At 31.1% G+C, this 17,199-nt stretch carries 20 protein-coding genes and 1 other annotated feature; of the genes, 3 read left to right on the forward strand and 17 right to left on the reverse strand.

Features of this window, described 5'->3' with window-relative positions; genetic code table 11:
• Nucleotides 1–153: 153 nt before the first annotated feature.
• The 15 genes from glmM to KQH81_RS15085 all read right to left on the reverse strand — a co-directional run bounded on the left by glmM (nt 154) and on the right by KQH81_RS15085 (nt 12,778).
• Complete coding sequence (glmM, locus tag KQH81_RS15020; RefSeq protein ID WP_022788076.1) at nt 154–1,500, reverse strand: phosphoglucosamine mutase; 1,347 nt, start codon at nt 1,498–1,500, stop codon at nt 154–156.
• A gap of 128 nt (nt 1,501–1,628) precedes the next feature.
• Complete coding sequence (locus KQH81_RS15025) at nt 1,629–2,450, reverse strand: ABC transporter permease (RefSeq protein WP_230028463.1); 822 nt, start codon at nt 2,448–2,450, stop codon at nt 1,629–1,631.
• Between the two features lie 13 nt (nt 2,451–2,463).
• On the reverse strand, nt 2,464–2,616 hold the full coding sequence (locus tag KQH81_RS15030) for a hypothetical protein (protein ID WP_230028464.1): 153 nt from the start codon (nt 2,614–2,616) through the stop codon (nt 2,464–2,466).
• 96 nt (nt 2,617–2,712) lie between these two features.
• Nucleotides 2,713–3,294 carry an ABC transporter permease gene (locus KQH81_RS15035; protein ID WP_230028465.1) on the reverse strand — a complete coding sequence of 194 codons (582 nt, stop codon included), beginning with the start codon at nt 3,292–3,294 and terminating at the stop codon, nt 2,713–2,715.
• 8 nt (nt 3,295–3,302) lie between these two features.
• On the reverse strand, nt 3,303–4,118 hold the full coding sequence (locus KQH81_RS15040) for an ATP-binding cassette domain-containing protein (RefSeq protein WP_230028466.1): 816 nt from the start codon (nt 4,116–4,118) through the stop codon (nt 3,303–3,305).
• A gap of 59 nt (nt 4,119–4,177) precedes the next feature.
• On the reverse strand, nt 4,178–4,312 hold the full coding sequence (locus tag KQH81_RS17650) for a hypothetical protein (RefSeq protein ID WP_268254210.1): 135 nt from the start codon (nt 4,310–4,312) through the stop codon (nt 4,178–4,180).
• 19 nt (nt 4,313–4,331) lie between these two features.
• Nucleotides 4,332–4,595: a hypothetical protein gene (locus tag KQH81_RS15045; RefSeq protein ID WP_099336090.1), complete on the reverse strand. Its 264-nt coding sequence runs from the start codon at nt 4,593–4,595 to the stop codon at nt 4,332–4,334.
• Nucleotides 4,596–4,604: 9 nt separating this feature from the next.
• On the reverse strand, nt 4,605–5,003 hold the full coding sequence (locus KQH81_RS15050) for an SHOCT-like domain-containing protein (RefSeq protein WP_027637761.1): 399 nt from the start codon (nt 5,001–5,003) through the stop codon (nt 4,605–4,607).
• Nucleotides 5,004–5,046: 43 nt separating this feature from the next.
• Nucleotides 5,047–5,424, reverse strand: a complete 378-nt coding sequence (locus KQH81_RS15055; RefSeq protein ID WP_027637762.1) for a DUF2089 domain-containing protein — start codon at nt 5,422–5,424, stop codon at nt 5,047–5,049.
• A 147-nt stretch (nt 5,425–5,571) separates the two neighbouring features.
• Entirely contained in the window at nt 5,572–6,357 is a 786-nt protein-coding gene (locus tag KQH81_RS15060; RefSeq protein WP_027637763.1) for a polymer-forming cytoskeletal protein, read from the reverse strand.
• 12 nt (nt 6,358–6,369) lie between these two features.
• Entirely contained in the window at nt 6,370–7,164 is a 795-nt protein-coding gene (locus KQH81_RS15065; protein WP_099336089.1) for a polymer-forming cytoskeletal protein, read from the reverse strand.
• A 13-nt stretch (nt 7,165–7,177) separates the two neighbouring features.
• On the reverse strand, nt 7,178–7,798 hold the full coding sequence (locus tag KQH81_RS15070) for a YhbD family protein (protein ID WP_027637765.1): 621 nt from the start codon (nt 7,796–7,798) through the stop codon (nt 7,178–7,180).
• 330 nt (nt 7,799–8,128) lie between these two features.
• Complete coding sequence (thrS, locus tag KQH81_RS15075) at nt 8,129–10,063, reverse strand: threonine--tRNA ligase (protein WP_074845190.1); 1,935 nt, start codon at nt 10,061–10,063, stop codon at nt 8,129–8,131.
• A gap of 109 nt (nt 10,064–10,172) precedes the next feature.
• Nucleotides 10,173–10,378, reverse strand: a binding site (T-box leader).
• 89 nt (nt 10,379–10,467) lie between these two features.
• Nucleotides 10,468–12,075 carry a hypothetical protein gene (locus KQH81_RS15080; protein ID WP_230028467.1) on the reverse strand — a complete coding sequence of 536 codons (1,608 nt, stop codon included), beginning with the start codon at nt 12,073–12,075 and terminating at the stop codon, nt 10,468–10,470.
• Entirely contained in the window at nt 12,068–12,778 is a 711-nt protein-coding gene (locus KQH81_RS15085; RefSeq protein WP_027637768.1) for an ABC transporter ATP-binding protein, read from the reverse strand. Before KQH81_RS15085 ends, KQH81_RS15080 begins: the two co-directional genes overlap by 8 nt.
• Nucleotides 12,779–12,984: 206 nt before the next feature.
• Between KQH81_RS15085 and KQH81_RS15090 the strand changes: the two genes are divergently transcribed.
• The 3 genes from KQH81_RS15090 to KQH81_RS15100 all read left to right on the forward strand — a co-directional run bounded on the left by KQH81_RS15090 (nt 12,985) and on the right by KQH81_RS15100 (nt 16,021).
• A complete protein-coding gene (locus KQH81_RS15090) occupies nt 12,985–14,241 on the forward strand; it encodes a hypothetical protein (RefSeq protein ID WP_143750457.1) in 1,257 nt (418 codons plus the stop codon).
• A 44-nt stretch (nt 14,242–14,285) separates the two neighbouring features.
• Complete coding sequence (locus KQH81_RS15095; protein ID WP_051196164.1) at nt 14,286–14,753, forward strand: helix-turn-helix domain-containing protein; 468 nt, start codon at nt 14,286–14,288, stop codon at nt 14,751–14,753.
• A gap of 98 nt (nt 14,754–14,851) precedes the next feature.
• The gene (locus KQH81_RS15100) at nt 14,852–16,021 is read left to right on the forward strand and encodes a M50 family metallopeptidase (RefSeq protein ID WP_074845186.1); all 1,170 of its coding nucleotides are present in this window, start codon (nt 14,852–14,854) and stop codon (nt 16,019–16,021) included.
• Nucleotides 16,022–16,039: 18 nt separating this feature from the next.
• Here KQH81_RS15100 and KQH81_RS15105 read toward each other — a convergent pair whose 3' ends face one another.
• Both KQH81_RS15105 and KQH81_RS15110 read right to left on the reverse strand, forming a co-directional pair.
• Nucleotides 16,040–16,228, reverse strand: a complete 189-nt coding sequence (locus KQH81_RS15105; protein WP_027637770.1) for a hypothetical protein — start codon at nt 16,226–16,228, stop codon at nt 16,040–16,042.
• Between the two features lie 119 nt (nt 16,229–16,347).
• Nucleotides 16,348–17,172 carry a hypothetical protein gene (locus KQH81_RS15110; protein WP_178310755.1) on the reverse strand — a complete coding sequence of 275 codons (825 nt, stop codon included), beginning with the start codon at nt 17,170–17,172 and terminating at the stop codon, nt 16,348–16,350.
• Between the last annotated feature and the right edge of the window lie 27 nt (nt 17,173–17,199).

Here is a 17,199-nt window from a genome sequence, read left to right on the forward strand (position 1 = left end):
AAATATAACATTTTTGAATACTCTTCTTGTACATAATATCAAAACACTTCTTTTAAATCAATAGCAAATTAAAAATTTAATTTTTTTGTAATATGAAAATAAATAGAGCTCCTAAAGATAAATTTATTAACTTCAAAAACTCTATTATATAAATTATTTAACTTTTTCTTCTATCATCTTTGCTAATTTATGTGCCATAATATCTATTTCTGCTTGATCTTCTCCTTCAAGCATTACTCTAACTAATGGCTCTGTACCTGATGGTCTTATAAGAACTCTTCCAGCTCCGTGAAGTGCTGCTTCTATACTTGCTATTTCTGCCTTGATTTCTTCATCAACTTCATGAATGTTCTTCTTGTCATTTGGTACCTTTGCATTAACTAAAACTTGAGGAAGTTCCTTCATGATAGATGCAAGCTCAGAAAGAGTTTTTCCGCTTTTCTTCACAACTGATGCTAATTGAAGTCCTGTAACCATTCCATCTCCAGTAGTGTTATAGTCAAGGAATATAACGTGTCCTGATTGCTCTCCGCCTAGCTTATATCCTTCCTTAACCATCTCTTCTAGAACGTATCTGTCCCCAACTTTAGTCTTTACAGTTTTAATTCCTTCTTTTTTTGCTGCTATATCAAGTCCAAGGTTGCTCATTACAGTGACAACTAAAACATCGTCCTTTAATCTACCTTGTTTTTTCATCTCTTTAGCACAGATAGCCATGATGAAGTCTCCATCTATAAGCCTTCCTTTTTCATCAACAGCTAAACATCTGTCAGCATCTCCATCAAAAGCTAATCCTAAATCACATTGTTTTCTAACAACGTAATCCATAAGCTCTTCTGGATGAGTTGATCCACAGCTCTTATTTATATTGATTCCATCTGGGTCATTATTTATAACAACAACCTCTGCTCCTAAATCTCTAAAAGTTTCAACTGCTGCATAGTATGCTGATCCATTTGCACAGTCTAAAGCTATCTTCATTCCTGAGAAATCAACATCTACTGTTGCTTTAGAATGCTCTATATAATCCTCTAAAGCAGAATCTTCTTTCTTCTTTCTTCCTAAGCTTCCCCCAACTGGGCATGGAACATCTTTGCATCCATTTTCTATAACTTCTTGTATGTTATCTTCTAATTCATCTGATAGTTTGTATCCTTTATTATCAAAAAACTTTATTCCATTATATTCTACTGGATTGTGAGAAGCTGATATCATTACTCCAGCATCTGCTCCATAAGCTCTTGTCAAATATGCAACTGCAGGTGTTGGCACAACTCCTAAACACACCGCCTCAGCTCCAACTGAAAGTATCCCTGAAACTAAAGCAGACTCTAACATATCTCCTGATATTCTTGTATCTTTTGCAACAAGAATCTTAGGCTTATGAGTTCCTTCTGTTAAGACATATGCTCCTGCTCTTCCTAAATCATAGGCCATTTGAGCTGTAAGTTCTGTATTTGCAATGCCTCTTACTCCATCGGTTCCAAACATTCTACCCATAAATATTACCTCGCTTTTAAAATATTAATCCTTTCTATAAAATTATAGAAAGGATTATTTCGTAATCCAAGTATTATTATATTATATAATTTTTATAGATACAATGTACATTTAAATTTTACATCACATCAATGCCCACTTAGTAATCCTTTATCTCTGCAAAGTCTCTCTACTCTCATGAATATATATCTTCCTCCTAGATAAAATACAAACATTGATATTATTATCAAAACAAACTCTGATTTTAAGCTGATTATAGGTGTCTGTCCTATCATTATAGCCCTCATACCATCATTAAGATATGTCAATGGCAGCAATAATGATATGAACAAAAACACATTTGGAAGAATCTTTACTGGGAAAAAACCTCCTGACAATCCTTGAAAGATGCTGCTTGACAAATCTATTACGGCATTTGCTTCTTTTGCTAACAATACTGCTGAAGAAACCGCTATTCCAAGACCAACCAAAGCTATTATTCCAGGTATAAAAAATGCCAATATTAAGAGTATATTTCCTCCAACTGTAAAATTAAATAGAAAGTGACATATTATAAGGGTTAATATCATCTCAAAGGTAGTTGCACAAAATTGAAAAGATACCGATCCTAAAATCATAGCCATCCTATTTGCAGGTGTGCTCCAATTAGATTCTAAGGTCCCCTGCATCATTTCGTTTTTCAAAGTGAACCCTGTACTCCATAGGGCAGTTGAAAAATAAGATGTTACTATATATCCAACTATCATAAATCCCATATAATCTGAATTTCCTGTATAACTTGCAAAACCTAAAACCTCTCCCCCCTGTTCAAACGCCTTTCCCATAAAATAATAGGGCGCCAACCATATAATAGGATTAAATAGACTCAAAAAAAAATTCAGAGGATATCTAAAGTAATTTTTCATACTTCTTATAAATCTAGCCCTTATAACTATCAAATTTTCTCTCATATATCTCCCTCCTTTAAAACCTTTCTAATGATCCTTCATTTTTTACTTTCAGTTCTACTTTTAGAAAGCATATTCTTCCTATTATAAGAAGGATTATGCCTATAGTAAGTGCTGGCACAATATCTTTTAAAGCTGCTTCCGAAAAAATAGATATATCGTTTAACATCACATTTCTAGTCAAGTTTATTCCATAGGTAAAAGGAAGAATTTTAGAAATGATTTTAAGAGAATTAGGAAGTACTATGATAGGAAATGATATCCCTCAAAATATTGTTATAAAGCCTCTTATGATTTGAACCGCAGCCCCTGTTTCCTTAAACCATAAAACCAAGCTTGCAAAGATTGATCCAAACCCATAAACCCCAGGTATTAATACTATAAAGCAGATTATCCATGAAAATATATTTCCAGTAAAATAAACACCGTATACAAGTTTATATTCAACTATACTTATTACTACAGTCAAAAGATTTTCTAATATGGATACTATAGCTCCTCCAATAAGCAGGTCTACATGACTTATAGGACACAGCCAATTTGATTCTAAAGTTCCTCTCATCTGTTCTTCTCTGATTAATGTCCCAAAGTTCCACATAGTCATATTTGACCACATCCATACCATAGTCCCTATTACTACAAAACCCATGAAACTATTGGTCCCAGCTATATCTGAGAATTGCTGAAATCCACTGCCATCAGTTCCTGCCATACTCAAACCAGGAAGTACATATGCAAGTGGAAATATAAGAGGCCATATGAGCATCTGTATTATCCACGTTGGGTACCTTACTAGTTGTGTAAGCTCTTTTTTCACTATAGCTTTAACTGTATAAAATCTCCCCATATTTTCACCTACTCCCTTAACTTCTTTCCAGTAAGTTTTATGAATACATCTTCTAAGGATGGCTCTAGCACGTTTATATTTAAAAGCTTTATTCCGTTTTTATAAATCCTTGTCATTATTTCTGTTATTATCTCCTCACCATTGTTGTGGTGAATTAAAAGTTCGTAGGTTCCCTTATCTTCTTTAAACTCTGATATAAGGTTTTCTATATGATGGATTTTTGTTATTTCTTCTTTTATTGAATCTGAAAATTTGTCTACTTCTATTTTTATTGCTTTTATTTCATTGATTGATTTTTTTAGATTTTCAGGTGTGTCTAAGGCGATGACTTCGCCGTTATCTATGATTGCTATTCTGTCGCATAAGAAGTCTGCTTCTTCTATATAATGAGTTGTTAAAAGAATTGTTTTTCCTTGGCTTTTTAATTCCATTATGATTTCTCTAAGATTTAACGCTGATTGAGGATCTAATCCTAGAGTCGGTTCATCTAATAAGATTACTGGTGCCTCTGGCATAAGTGCTTTTCCTAAGGCCACCTTTTGCTTCATTCCTGTTGAAAATTTTTCAACTATAACATCAGCTTTTTCTATAAGATCCAGCCGTTTTAGAACCTTTTCTGCTCTATCCTTGGCAGTCTTTGGACTCAATCCATATAAAGCTCCAAAATACTCTAGATTTTCTCTAGCTGTAAGTTTCCAGTAAATACTTCTATCTCCAGCTAATACAGTTCCTATCCTTTTTAAAGATTCCTTTGGGTTTTTGTCCACATCTATATCCATAACTTTTACACATCCTGAACTAGGCCGTAAAAGTCCTGTTATCATTTTTATTATTGTAGTCTTTCCTGCCCCATTAGGCCCTAGAAGACCAAAAATTTCTCCTTTTATATATTAAAGTTAACTCCATTTACAGCTTTAAACTCTGTCTTCTCTATAGTTCTAAAAAACTTCTTTTTCTTCATGACGAATGTCTTTTTTAAATCATCTACTGCAACTACAATTTCTGGTTTTCCCTCCATGATACCCCTCCAAAAACACTTAAATTTCTATAGTCACCTCATCTCCGTCTTTTTCTTTTACATCAATAATTCTTAAACCTTTGTATTTCTTTAGTTGCTTAAAATTCCTTGCTATAAGCCGAAAATCTATTGAGTTTATGACTTCCATAGTTTTAGGATCTATCCCTTTAGAGCTTACTCTTGTTATAAAACCCATATGCTTTATGCATACAGTTACAAGCCACATTGGAATAGAAATATTTATATTTTTATCATTACTTTTCTCTTTTATCCTTATCCTCATAACGTCACCTTACTCTATAAAGATTCTCACTACGTCCCCATCATGAGAGTTTACCTTTACTATTTCTCCCATAAGTTTGTTATCTAAGGCAGCAGTTATGCTTTGGATAAGCATTTCACTATCAATTCCTTCCATACCTTCTATATTCATAGGAAACTTTCCACAAGCTTTTAGCACTCCACTTATAAAGTTTACTGGAAGATTTACCTTTACCTCATCTCCATCATGAGAATCAACTTGTATCTTCAACATCTTATTTCCATAATTTTCATCACTAACATTACATAACGTAACATTGTTATCTTCTTTTTCCCCATTATTTAGAGCCTCTATAAGCTGTGAAGCCTTTTCACTAGAAAGCTTTCCTTCCTCAACCATCTTTAATACTCTCATTACCTCTTCATTCATAATTAAACCCTCCTATTATTTATTCCCTTTTTTTAAATTAGATTTACTCTTTATTGAGAAGCTTTATAGCTTCTTCAGGAGATATATCTCCTTTTTCTAAAGCGTCTAAAACATCTTTATTTTGAGATGTCATATCTTTTGTTTCTTGCTTTTCTGTCTTATACCCTAATGATGTTAAAACTTCATCAAGTTTAGCTCTCACCGTAGGATATGAAATCCCAAGAGTTTTTTCTACATCCTTTATATTTCCTCTGGATCTTAGAAACACCTCTACGAACTCTAGTTGACCAGCTGTGAGATAATCAAACTTTGATAATTCAAAGTCATTTTCTATAACTGTGCTGCACTTACTACACTGTAGTTTTTTTACTAAAAGCTTAGATGAACACACTGGACATCTATTTAAAACTTTGTATTTCATCTTTTCACATCTCCTTAGTGACATTATATTCTATTTATTTAAAAAATTCAATATTAAAATTAAAATATTTAATTATTATTTTAATTTTAATCATTATTATCAATTTTAAAATTAATTTTATTTATTTGAAACTTAACTTTATTTATTTTACAGAAAAATTTGTTCTGCATTTTCAACTTTTCCATCATCTTTTAACTTATATTCGTTGGTGTACTCTACTTTATTTATATTGCATCCTCTTCCTATAACCACATTTTTTCCTCTGACAATATCAGCATCAGTGTATTCAAGAACAATATTATCTCCTTCTATAAGCTGCGCACTCACCTTTCCAAATGCTAATGAAAGCCCGAAAAAGCTAGAGATAATACCTCCATTGTTCTCATATCTTTCAATCCTTATATTTTGGCCTCCTATTTCTTTTGCATAACACTTGTTTGATGGATTGATTATTATTTCATCACCACTTAAAAGATTTTCTATATTAAATTTACCATTAAATTTTATAAAATCTGCTTCTACATCTCCTGATGTTTTTAAAGAGCCTGCTACATTTATTCTCTTTCCATTTACCTCTGTTGCCGAAAGAGACCCGCTAATCAGAATTTCTTCTACATTGCATTGACCATTAACCCTAGTAGAACCACTAATTTTTAAAGCTGATGCAGTTAAATCTTGTTCTACAGATAAGGAACCACTAACTTTAACTTCCCCCGCTTTAACATGACCTTTAAGAGTACATTTTCCAGATACCTTTATATCATTTACTACTAAAGCATCTCCCGCTATAGTAGCTGCTCCACTGACTTTAACGCATTCGCATTCTACATTTCCTTGAATTTTTCCAGCACCGCTTATTTTTACATCTCTATATTTTCCTCCAGGCATAGTAGATGATCCTGATATTTTTATATCCATTAAATTATTATCCATTCGTTACTCCCCCTATTTTTGAACTTTTACCTTTTCTCTTATTTTTGAACTAGGTGACACCTCAATACTTTCACTGTATTCTACTTTCCCAATTTCACACTTGTCACCAATCACCACATTATTTCCTCTAACTACTTTAGACTTTGTATACTCTATATCTATTTCATCACCTTCTATTTCTTCACAAGTTAGCCCATCATATGTGGCCTCTTCTGCCGAGAACAAATCCTTTATCATAGAAAATATTTGAGAAGCTCCACAAAAGCTTCTTTTTTTAACTTTTATCTCATGTCCTCCTATAATTCTCACCTTTGATGTTCCCCTTAAAGATATAATTACTTTTTCACCATTAAGTTCTTCCCCTATATTCAATACACCATCACATCTTAGTTCTTCCACTTCTAAGGATTTCAAAGTTTTAAAAGCTCCATTTATGCTTATATTCTCAAATTCAGCACCTTCTAAAGCTACAAGTCCTCCTCCTATATCAGCTTTTACTCCCTGTATCACCTTTTCTATTTTAGCGCTTCCATTAACTTCAAGGTTATCCACTCCAAGGTTCTCCTTAAAATTTCCACTTCCATCTATCTCAAGTTCTTCACAAATTGTATCATCTAAAAATTTTGCAGATCCATCTATCTCTATTGATTTAGCTTTTACTTTACCTTTAAATTTCCCAGCACCATTTATCTCTATATATTCTGATGTCAAGTCTCCATTTACAGATCCAACACCATCTATAACAAGCCTTTGATATTCACCCCCAGCTATACTTCCAACTCCATCAATATTATATTCTCCATTCATTTCTTTCCTCTCCTTATTTATTTAATTTTACCTTTAATTCTTCTACAAAGTCTCCAATCGCTTTTTTTATGACAATCTTACCTTGAGGTTCAATAAATACATTCTCTGAAAACTCTCCCACCATCCATATGCTTATTCCAAGCTTTCTTACAAGGAGAATATTATAATTCACACCATTTATATTTTCATTTTCTTTTACCAATATACTTAAAAGAGCTTTACCTTCATCTAAAGTTATTTCTCCCGTCATAAGAAGATTTTCCATAATATATACTTGAAGTATACTTTCGAAATTCTCTATTACCTTCCCCATATCCTCATATATATTTATTGCATTCTGAGATAATATTCCTTTTTCCAATACTTCTTCTTTGCTTAAATTTACAGATGTTGGTTTAGGAGAAAACATATTTGCTAATTCTTCTAATGACAATTCATCCTTCATAGCTTTTATCTTTTCTATTCTCTCCAATATTTTATCTTCAGGAAAATAAGTTTCCTGACCAGTAAAGCTAGATTTTTTTATAAACCACTCCTCCGGAATTATATTCTTTCTCTTCCATCTATATAATTGTCCATAGGATATTCCTGTCTTTTCTAAAAGTTCCTTCTTTGAAATTAAATTTTCTTCCACTAAACTCCTCCTCCTTTAAATTTAGCATAACAAAACATTGTTACGTTGTAAAGGGGTTGTTTCATTATTTTTAAAATTTTTCTAAAAACATAGGGAGAGATAAAAAAATATAAACAAAATTATAGATGATGAATTTTTCTACAATTTAAATTTGAAACAAACTAAAAAGCAGCTATCTTAATTACCACTAAATCATGGTATCTTGATAGCTGCTTTTCTTAATAGCACTCCCCGCGATGAAACTTTAATTCTAAATTAAATACTCCAACATTTAAAGGGACCTATGAGTCACTAACTCTTAACTCTTCACTTTTATCTCTTAACTAAATTCTATATCTCTTTATTTACATTTTCTACAACGATTCTGTTCTTTAATTCCTCTAATGAAAGAACTCCTAGGTCTTCTCCTCTCTTCTTAACCGCTAAAGTTCCATTTTCAGCCTCTTGCTCTCCAACGATTAGTAGATAAGGTATTCTATTCATTCTTGCTTCTCTTATTTTGTATCCTATCTTTTCAGCTCTGTAATCAGCTTCTACTCTTATTCCAGATCTCTTTAGCTCTTTTACTACATTCTCTGCATAATCATGATACTTATCTGATATTGGAAGTACCTTTGCTTGAGTTGGACATAACCATACTGGGAATGCACCAGCATACTTTTCTATAAGCATAGCTAGAGTTCTTTCATAACATCCTATAGAACTTCTATGAATTATGAATGGTCTCTTCTTCGAACCATCTGCATCAACATAACTCATATCAAATCTATCTGCAAGAGCAAAGTCTAACTGAACTGTTATTATAGTATCTTCTTTTCCATGTACATTCTTGAACTGTATATCAAGCTTTGGACCATAGAATGCTGCTTCTCCATCTGCTTCTTTATACTTTAACTCAAGTTCATTTAATATTTCTCTCATCTCATCTTGAGTCTTTTCCCAAGCTTCTTTATTATCTATATATTTTTCAGTGTTGTTTGGATCCCATTTAGAGAATCTATATGTCACTGAATCTTGTATACCTAAAGTTGTCATTATATATTTTATAAGATCTACTGTAGCTTTGAATTCTTCCTTAACTTGATCTGGTCTGCACACTATGTGTCCATCTGCAAGAGTAAATTGTCTAACTCTTATAAGACCATGCATTTCTCCTGATGACTCATTTCTGCAAAGAGTTGATGTCTCAGAATATCTTATTGGAAGATCTCTATAACTGTGCTGCTCTGCATTGTATATAATATATTGGAATGGGCATGTCATTGGTCTTAATGCAAGTAAATTATCTTCATCACTTTCATCTCCAATTATGAACATACCATCTTTATAGTGATCCCAGTGTCCTGATATCTTAAACAAATCACTTTTTGCCATGAATGGAGTCTTAGTTAGAACATATCCTCTACTCTCTTCCTCATCCTCTATCCATCTTTGAAGAAGCTGAACTATCTTTGCTCCTTTTGGCATTAAAAGAGGAAGTCCTTGACCAACTACATCAGATGTAGTGAATAATCCAAGCTCTCTTCCAAGCTTATTATGATCTCTCTTCTTCGCTTCTTCCCTCATCTTTAAAAATTCTTCTAAATCTGAAGCTTTAGTAAATGCTGTTCCATAAATTCTAGTAAGCATCTTATTCTTCTCGCTGCCCTTCCAATACGCACCGGCAACTTGAGTAAGTTTAAATGCTTTTATAGGCTTTGTTGACATAAGGTGTGGTCCTGCACAAAGGTCAACGAAATCGCCCATCTTATAGAAGGATATAATTTCTCCTTCTGGAAGATCATTTATAAGTTCAACTTTATAAGGTTCTCCTGCTTCTTCCATAAGCTTTAAAGCCTCTTCTCTTGGAAGCTCAAATCTCTCTATAGCTAAATTTTCTTTCACTATAGATTTCATTTCTTTTTCTATATTCTCTATCTCTTCGTTAGTAAACGAGCCATCCCTATCTATGTCATAATAAAAGCCGTCATCTATAGATGGTCCTATAGCAAGCTTTGCTTCTGGGTATAATCTTTTTACAGCCATAGCTAATATATGAGAAGCTGTATGCCTGAAAGCATGCTGTCCTTCTTCATCATTGAAAGTAACTATGCTTACATTACTGTCTTCTTCAACTTCAAATCTTAGGTCTACTACTTTTCCATTAACTATACCTGCACAGGCATTTCTTGCTAATCCTTCGCTTATGCTTTTAGCAAGTTCTAATATAGATATTTTTCCTTCAAACTCTTTAACAGAGCCATCTTTTAATGTTATCTTTAACATAATTTCATCTCCTTTGTAATCTTATAGAAAAAGAACTAACTTTAAAATGTGTTCTTTTATATTTTTACTTTTAATTTAAAAACAAAAAAACGCTCATCCTTCACAAAATTGAAGGGACGAGCGTATAACATTCGTGGTTCCACCCTACTTTACCTAAAAATTCAGGTCTCATAGAAAGCTTTTAACGGTGCTCAGCCGTACTGTATTAAAGTCACTTCAAGGTGGTTTTCATCTATAGGCATTTAGGATAATTTCACCGCATATCCCTCTCTGAAAAATGGTATTATAAATTACTGTCCTTGTCATTGTTTTTTCATATTTAGATTTTTTTATTATATCATATGTTTTATGAAAGTCAATATACTCACAAAACTTACCATAAGCTTATAATCTAATATACTATCTTATTTAATTTTGAAAGTCTTTGGTGCTACCTTGTATGTAACTATAAGTGCTACAAACATATATATTATAGTCACACCTAAAACTATAAAAGTGAAGTATGAGGATGCAGTTTTTATATTCAAGCACATATAACTAATAAAATAAATAGCTCCATTTACTGCACTAAATATTGGGCTTTTAACCTGAAACTGCTCTGTATAAGGCTGCAATACATAATACATGAACAAGTGATGTATTGAAAAGAAACATGATAAACATAAAATTGATAGCATTAGAGGAATCAAGTTTATAAGTTCATTAGAATAACCACTGATAATCACTATAATTACTATTCCTATACACAATTCAACTGATGGTATAAGATTAAGCCCTACAATTCTCTTAAGTCTGGCCTTAAAATTTGAAAGTATAACATCTTTCTCTCTGTAATATGAGTATCTAAGAAGACTAGCGTCACAATTATAAAACATAGCTTTACAGCATCTAGCTCCTGTTGACATTATATACATTATAAATACCATTAACGGTGACATTTCCTTTAATTCTTTCATAATATCAACTCTGCTTTCCGGTGCAAAAATTACAAGACATACACCTGCTATAAATATAGCTCCAACTATAATAACCCTTATTCTTATAGGGGCTACTATTATTTTCATATGTCTTCTAAAAAATAAAGCATTTAAATATTCATATCCTTTTTTGTCTTCATAAAGATTCTTATTTAAATCTTCCTTGTGCATTTTCTTTTCATCCAACGTAACTTCTGCAAACATGGCTTTTTCTACAGCCCCTTCTGCGTCAATAAATGTTTGCTGCTTAAGGGTATTAATGGCTATATTAGTATATTTTTTATATTTTATTACATACATAAGGCTCATTACTGCCAATACACCAAGTATAAGTGGCGTTACAAAATTAAATAATATAACATCACAATTTATATTGATTTTTAAGAAAGCAAGTCCATATGAAGTGGCTAACGCTGCGAACATAATAGGAACTAAAAACCACATCTTCTCTTGAAAAATTATGCTAAATTTACTGTAAAGAAATAAGTACATTGCTTCACTTATAAATCTTAAAGCTACAAATTCAAAGATTAGAATAATGGACTTTACAGGACTCATTCCTATTATGGATCCTAATATAAACATTGCAGGCATAAAATATATAAAATCCACCACATTCTTATATATTATATTTTTAAGATAATATTTCTTAGGCTCACATCTCATAAGTCTTATCATATCAAAAGCTTCTTTAACAGAACCTGTAAAAACCCTGCTCTCCATAATAGTTCCAAATACTAAACTTAAAAAGAAAAACATTTGCAAAAATATAGGATATATATTTTCCATTCCGTCATTTATATAATAAGCTGGAAGCATTATCATTACTCCTAAATACAATGCTTTTCCAACAAATCTACCAAGCACTGAAAATACAGTTGCAATAACACCTAGAGTAAGTTTTAATTTTGTATGGTTATATAATGTTGATGGTACTTTCTTCCCTATTAGAGGAAGTTTCTGAAGTGCATATATTATTCCATTGGCTTTCTTTGCAAATCCTACATTGAATGTATTTTTAAACGTATTATACATGACTATCATCCTTTAAAATTTCAATTACTTTTTTCTCAAATTCAGGGCTTTTTAATATATCACTTTCAACCTCTTCCAATATACCATTGTTTAGAACAACTATCTCATCACATAAATCTGTAGCCAGTTGTAATATGTGTGTAGAAAAAATTATTATGTGATCATGCTTTATCTGCTTTAAAAGATTTTTAATCTCTAAGGCAACAACCACATCAAAAGAAGTAAGCGGCTCGTCTAATAAAATTATTGGTGGTCGCGCAATTAAAAAGCATGCCATCTGCATCTTATTTTTCATTCCATGGGAATATCCCTTCATAAGCCTATATTTATCTTCTTCATTTATATTCAATATATTAAAATATTCATCTATTGAAAGCGGATTCTCTATTTTGTCTTTATTTATATCTATATAAAACTTTAAAAATTCATAGCCAGTCAAAAATTCAGGAAGTATTGGCTGAGAAAATACAAAACTTATATCTGATGGTTTTATATCTCTTGAATGTCCATTATCCTCTATAATTTCTACCTTACCACAATCAGCCTTATCCTCTTCACTTATACAGTTAAATAAAGTTGTTTTTCCAGCTCCATTACGTCCAAGAAGGCCATAAATCTTTCCTTTTTCAAACTGAAAAGATGCTCCCTTTAATACCTTCTTATCTCCATAATTTTTTTCTATATCACTTAATACAAGCTGCATGTCTAAAGATCAACTCCTAATACAATATTTCTTATAATTATATCATTATAAGTCTACCTATTAGCTCAAACTTTCTTAAAAGTTTCATAAATCTATTAAATCAGTATACTTTATAGGGTTTTGATACATTTTATTACTATTTGTATTGAAATATTTTCTGTTGATACCTATAATTATAGTGAAGTATAAGAAAAGGATGTGTTTAATTGATGGTTCAAGAACTTAAATCTTTAGCTCTATATGAAGATATAGTTGAGATTCTAAATAAAGATGACTTTGATTTGTATTGGAAAGGCTTCAAAAAATCACCTTTTGCTTTGTACAACTCTACAACTGTAGTCCTATGCAATCATCCTAATCCTCCTAAAGATTTTTCACCTCTTCGTGAAGCTTATATAGGTTCCTGGAATGATTCCTTTGTAGGTAACACGGCAATAAATCTAAATGGACATTATACTGCTATATTAAATATGGATACACTATATTCACTAGATTCTAGTAGCAGTTTAAATAAAGTTTACTCTATATTAGTTCATGAGATGTTTCACTGTCATCAGCTTTCTCATAACGAAAATCGCTGGGCTGATGAGATGCTTTTTATAAATTATAACTTTTCTCAAAGTTCTATATCTCTAAGACTTATGGATAAAGATTATTTGCTTTGCGCTCTAGATGATCAAAACAAATATACAAGAGATAAACTTCTTACAGACTTTATTCAAAGAAGAGAAAGAAGAAAAAATATTGTTGGATCAATGTTAAATTACGAATTGGCTTTAGAATCAATAGAAGGTACTGCTACCTATGTTGAAGTCAAAGCTTTAGCTCACAGAAAAAACATAGATGTTATGGATGTAGCAGAAGATTTCTTGCATAACTTTGATTTTGAAGATCTGAATAAGTATAGAGCTTCATGTTACGCTTTTGGATTAGTTATCTGTCTTATTTTAGACAGCATTGCTCCTAATTGGCATGAAGAATTCACCAATAGCGATACTTACTTATATAAATTTTTCAAAGCTAAATTCGGCTCTTTCAATGAGCTTACTGATTTTTCTATAGACAACTATTATGTAGAAAGTGCTAAAGAACTTATAAACAAATATGTGGATTCCAAGAAGGAATCTTTTGAAAACTTTAATAAAAGTGAAGGCTATAAAGTTATTCTATATGGAAATCTAAAGCTATCCGGTTTTGATCCTATGAATGTAATTTCTATGGATAATAAAGTTTTACACAAAAACTTCATAAAATATAATTCTAGCTGTATCAAAGATCAAGCCCTATCCTTCCATAAAGAAGACTTCTGGACAGTAGATAAAATCGAATTTTTTGTATCAGACAAACCAAAAGTTTTTGACCACGGTATACTGACTTCTAAAGGAACTTTCTATGGTGAAGTTTCTGAAGATAATAATATATTTTGTGTAGATTTATATAATGAACAAATCGAATCTAACTAATTATCTGTGTCATAGATGATTACAAATCAGAAAGGGATGTATTTATGGATAAGGAACTATTAACTGTTGAAGAAGTCTCAGGAATATTAGGAGTCCATCCCATAACAATTCGAAGATATATTAAAGATAACAAAATAAAAGCCTCTAAGATTGGCGGTCAATGGAGGATAACATCCTCTGATTTAAAGGAATTCATGTGTGTAGACAATTTTAATGGCAGAGTTGCTAAAAACTCTGCCTCTACCCTAGAAGAATTTGTCCAAGGCAAAAAATATAATAACAAAACCTTAGAGAGCTGTGTCATATTAAATTACCATGTTGCTAGTGCAGATAAGGCCACCCCCCTTTGTGAGAAAATTATTTCAAGGGTAAATAGTGAACATTCTAATCAGTCTGGTATAAACTTTCAATATTATTACATGGAAGAAGAGAAAAACGCAAGAATAATAATATATGGAAAACCTAGATTTCTTGGAAAAATCTTATGTGATTTAGATGAGTTCGACTCCTAGAAATTCGCTGCAACTTTTGCTGTTCTTAAGAATTAATAAAATATAAAGAAGTCAGCATATATTCAATTTTTAAAAATTATATTTGGAGGGTTATACTCATGAAAAAATCCACTAACAAAACAAAACACAAATCTAGTCAATGGATTGTTTTTCCACTTTTTATTCTGATTGGTGCTTTATCAGGTTATTTAGGTGGAACATACATTGGAAAAATATTTAAAGAGAGTATTTCTTTGTCCCAAAAGATTTCTCTCTTTATAATTCTTTTTCTTATAGTATATATATCAATAATAATTCAAATTATAGTACATGAATTTGGACATCTCATATGCGGATTAATAAGTGGATATGATTTTGCTTCTTTTCGTATAGGAAGCTTCATGCTTGTAAAAAATGATGAAAAAATCAAGTTTAAGAGATTTTCTTTAATGGGGACTGGCGGGCAATGCTTGATGACACCTCCGGAACCATATAATGATGATATTCCATTTTTGCTTTACAACATTGGTGGAAGTCTCTTTAATGTACTTTTATCCATCATTTCAATAATCTTATACTTTGTTACTAGGCACATTGAATTTTTATCTCTTTTTTTTCTTGTCTTAGCTATTATAGGTATTGCCTTTGCCCTAATAAATGGAATACCAATGCATCTTGGTCCAATAGATAATGATGGATATAACGCTTTTAATCTTAGGAAGAATGGGTCTGCTAAAAGATGTTTTTGGATTCAACTAAAAATTATTGGATTAATTAATAATGGAATTCGTCTAAAAGATATGCCTGATGACTTATTTATTATCCCAAACCATGAGGAAATGAAAAATGCTTTATGTGCTTCTGTAGGTGTATTAGCATGTAACCGTGCCATAGATGCAATGAATTTTAAAACAGCGCAAGAAATCGGCTATAACTTACTTAATAACTCTGGAGGTCTTTTAGATGTTCATAGATATATGATCACATCAGAAATGATCTTTTGTGAACTTATAACTGAAAATAATAAAGAAAAAATAGAGAATATGTTCACTAAAAACTTCAATAAATTCCTCAAAACTTCTGCAAAAAATCCTTCTATAATTCGTATGTTATATGCCTATGAATTACTTCTAAAAAAAGATGAACAAGCCGCAGAAAAGCACCTTAAATCCTTTGAAAAAGTGAGTAAGTCTTATCCCTACATATGCGAAATCGAAGGTGAACGTGAACTTATTAATTATATAAAAAATTTATCCCAACTTAATATAAATAAGGAGTCTAATATTTAATAACAAACTATCTTTAATTTACATTTGATTAGATTTATTAGCATAAAAATATTTTATACTACTCCCAATTATTACAGAAAAATACAAAATTAAACTTATTGCTAATAAATCTTTTCTTTGAGTCATCCAGTAAGAAAGTACACCTAAAAAAGGTATACAAGATATTATTGCCATAGGCTTTATAATATATTTTATAAAGTTTTTCATTGTTTTCTCATCCAATACTATTTAATATTCATTGTTTTATAAAGTTATAATAATCATATTTTACCTTAATACCAATTAGGAAATCAAGTTCAATATAATATATTTTCCCCTCACATTTTTCATATACTGCTTCTCAGAACAAGTTCATTAATCGGCATTTTAGTTAATTCTCTAATGTCATCTCCTTCACAAATCATTTTCTCGATTATTTTCAATCCAATATAATAACCTGACAATATAGTTTTTGTAGTTTCATCATTACGTATAGTGAAAAATTCATTCATCAATTTATAATTTAAAGTATCCTCAAAATGATTAATAACCTTTTGTTTTAATTCATAATATTTCTCTTGCAAAATTTCTACTTGTTTCTTTTCTATAACCAGTGTTTTACTTATATTGTCCATATTTATAGGCAAATGGTTTAAAATTAGCGGATAAATTACACCAAGCCCCTCTGTCATAACCCGTTCTGCAAAACTATATAAGTTTATATTTTTAATTGAGTTTATTCTAACCATATGATTCACTTCATGTGGAATAAGAAAATTTATATCACATTTATCAATGCATTCTAGTCCAATATATATAGATGGTTTCTTAGTAGGTAAAGCTACCCCACAAGCATGTCCCACTCCACCTCCTATATACAAATCAAACTCCTTTTCAAATTCTAATCCTTTTATAGATTTTTTAGTAATTTCTTTTATTTTTTCAACCATTGACTCATCTATAAGTTTTAATCTATGAAAGATAGTGTCGAAATTAGTTTTTTCTACTATATTCTTAAACTCATTAAACTCAATCATATAAAGTCCTTCTATCATCAAGTCAAATAATTCACTGTATTTTTCATAATATTTCTTAAAAGCTGTCCACTTTCCAATCACCTTTGCTTCATCGTAAAAATTTTCAAAGTCACCTCTCATATCTATAATATTCATCAGATCCTCCTACTCTTATAACTCACA

It is taken from the genome of Clostridium cadaveris (genome assembly GCF_020911725.1).
Lineage (GTDB): Bacteria > Bacillota > Clostridia > Clostridiales > Clostridiaceae > Clostridium_X > Clostridium_X cadaveris.

Excerpts from the sequence above, each read along its gene's own strand:
- KQH81_RS15035 (WP_230028465.1), bottom strand. The coding sequence starts at position 3,294 with ATGGGGAGATTTTATACAGTTAAAGCTATAGTGAAAAAAGAGCTTACA.
- KQH81_RS15045 (WP_099336090.1), bottom strand. The coding sequence starts at position 4,595 with ATGAGGATAAGGATAAAAGAGAAAAGTAATGATAAAAATATAAATATT.
- KQH81_RS15040 (WP_230028466.1), bottom strand. The coding sequence starts at position 4,118 with ATGATAACAGGACTTTTACGGCCTAGTTCAGGATGTGTAAAAGTTATG.
- KQH81_RS15080 (WP_230028467.1), bottom strand. The coding sequence starts at position 12,075 with ATGTATAATACGTTTAAAAATACATTCAATGTAGGATTTGCAAAGAAA.
- KQH81_RS15060 (WP_027637763.1), bottom strand. The coding sequence starts at position 6,357 with ATGGATAATAATTTAATGGATATAAAAATATCAGGATCATCTACTATG.
- KQH81_RS15105 (WP_027637770.1), bottom strand. The coding sequence starts at position 16,228 with ATGAAAAACTTTATAAAATATATTATAAAGCCTATGGCAATAATATCT.
- KQH81_RS15025 (WP_230028463.1), bottom strand. The coding sequence starts at position 2,450 with ATGAGAGAAAATTTGATAGTTATAAGGGCTAGATTTATAAGAAGTATG.
- thrS (WP_074845190.1), bottom strand. The coding sequence starts at position 10,063 with ATGTTAAAGATAACATTAAAAGATGGCTCTGTTAAAGAGTTTGAAGGA.
- KQH81_RS15100 (WP_074845186.1), top strand. The coding sequence starts at position 14,852 with ATGAAAAAATCCACTAACAAAACAAAACACAAATCTAGTCAATGGATT.
- KQH81_RS15085 (WP_027637768.1), bottom strand. The coding sequence starts at position 12,778 with ATGCAGCTTGTATTAAGTGATATAGAAAAAAATTATGGAGATAAGAAG.
- KQH81_RS15030 (WP_230028464.1), bottom strand. The coding sequence starts at position 2,616 with ATGTTAAACGATATATCTATTTTTTCGGAAGCAGCTTTAAAAGATATT.
- KQH81_RS15095 (WP_051196164.1), top strand. The coding sequence starts at position 14,286 with ATGGATAAGGAACTATTAACTGTTGAAGAAGTCTCAGGAATATTAGGA.
- KQH81_RS15050 (WP_027637761.1), bottom strand. The coding sequence starts at position 5,003 with ATGAATGAAGAGGTAATGAGAGTATTAAAGATGGTTGAGGAAGGAAAG.
- glmM (WP_022788076.1), bottom strand. The coding sequence starts at position 1,500 with ATGGGTAGAATGTTTGGAACCGATGGAGTAAGAGGCATTGCAAATACA.
- KQH81_RS15110 (WP_178310755.1), bottom strand. The coding sequence starts at position 17,172 with ATGAATATTATAGATATGAGAGGTGACTTTGAAAATTTTTACGATGAA.
- KQH81_RS15055 (WP_027637762.1), bottom strand. The coding sequence starts at position 5,424 with ATGAAATACAAAGTTTTAAATAGATGTCCAGTGTGTTCATCTAAGCTT.
- KQH81_RS15065 (WP_099336089.1), bottom strand. The coding sequence starts at position 7,164 with ATGAATGGAGAATATAATATTGATGGAGTTGGAAGTATAGCTGGGGGT.
- KQH81_RS17650 (WP_268254210.1), bottom strand. The coding sequence starts at position 4,312 with ATGGAGGGAAAACCAGAAATTGTAGTTGCAGTAGATGATTTAAAAAAG.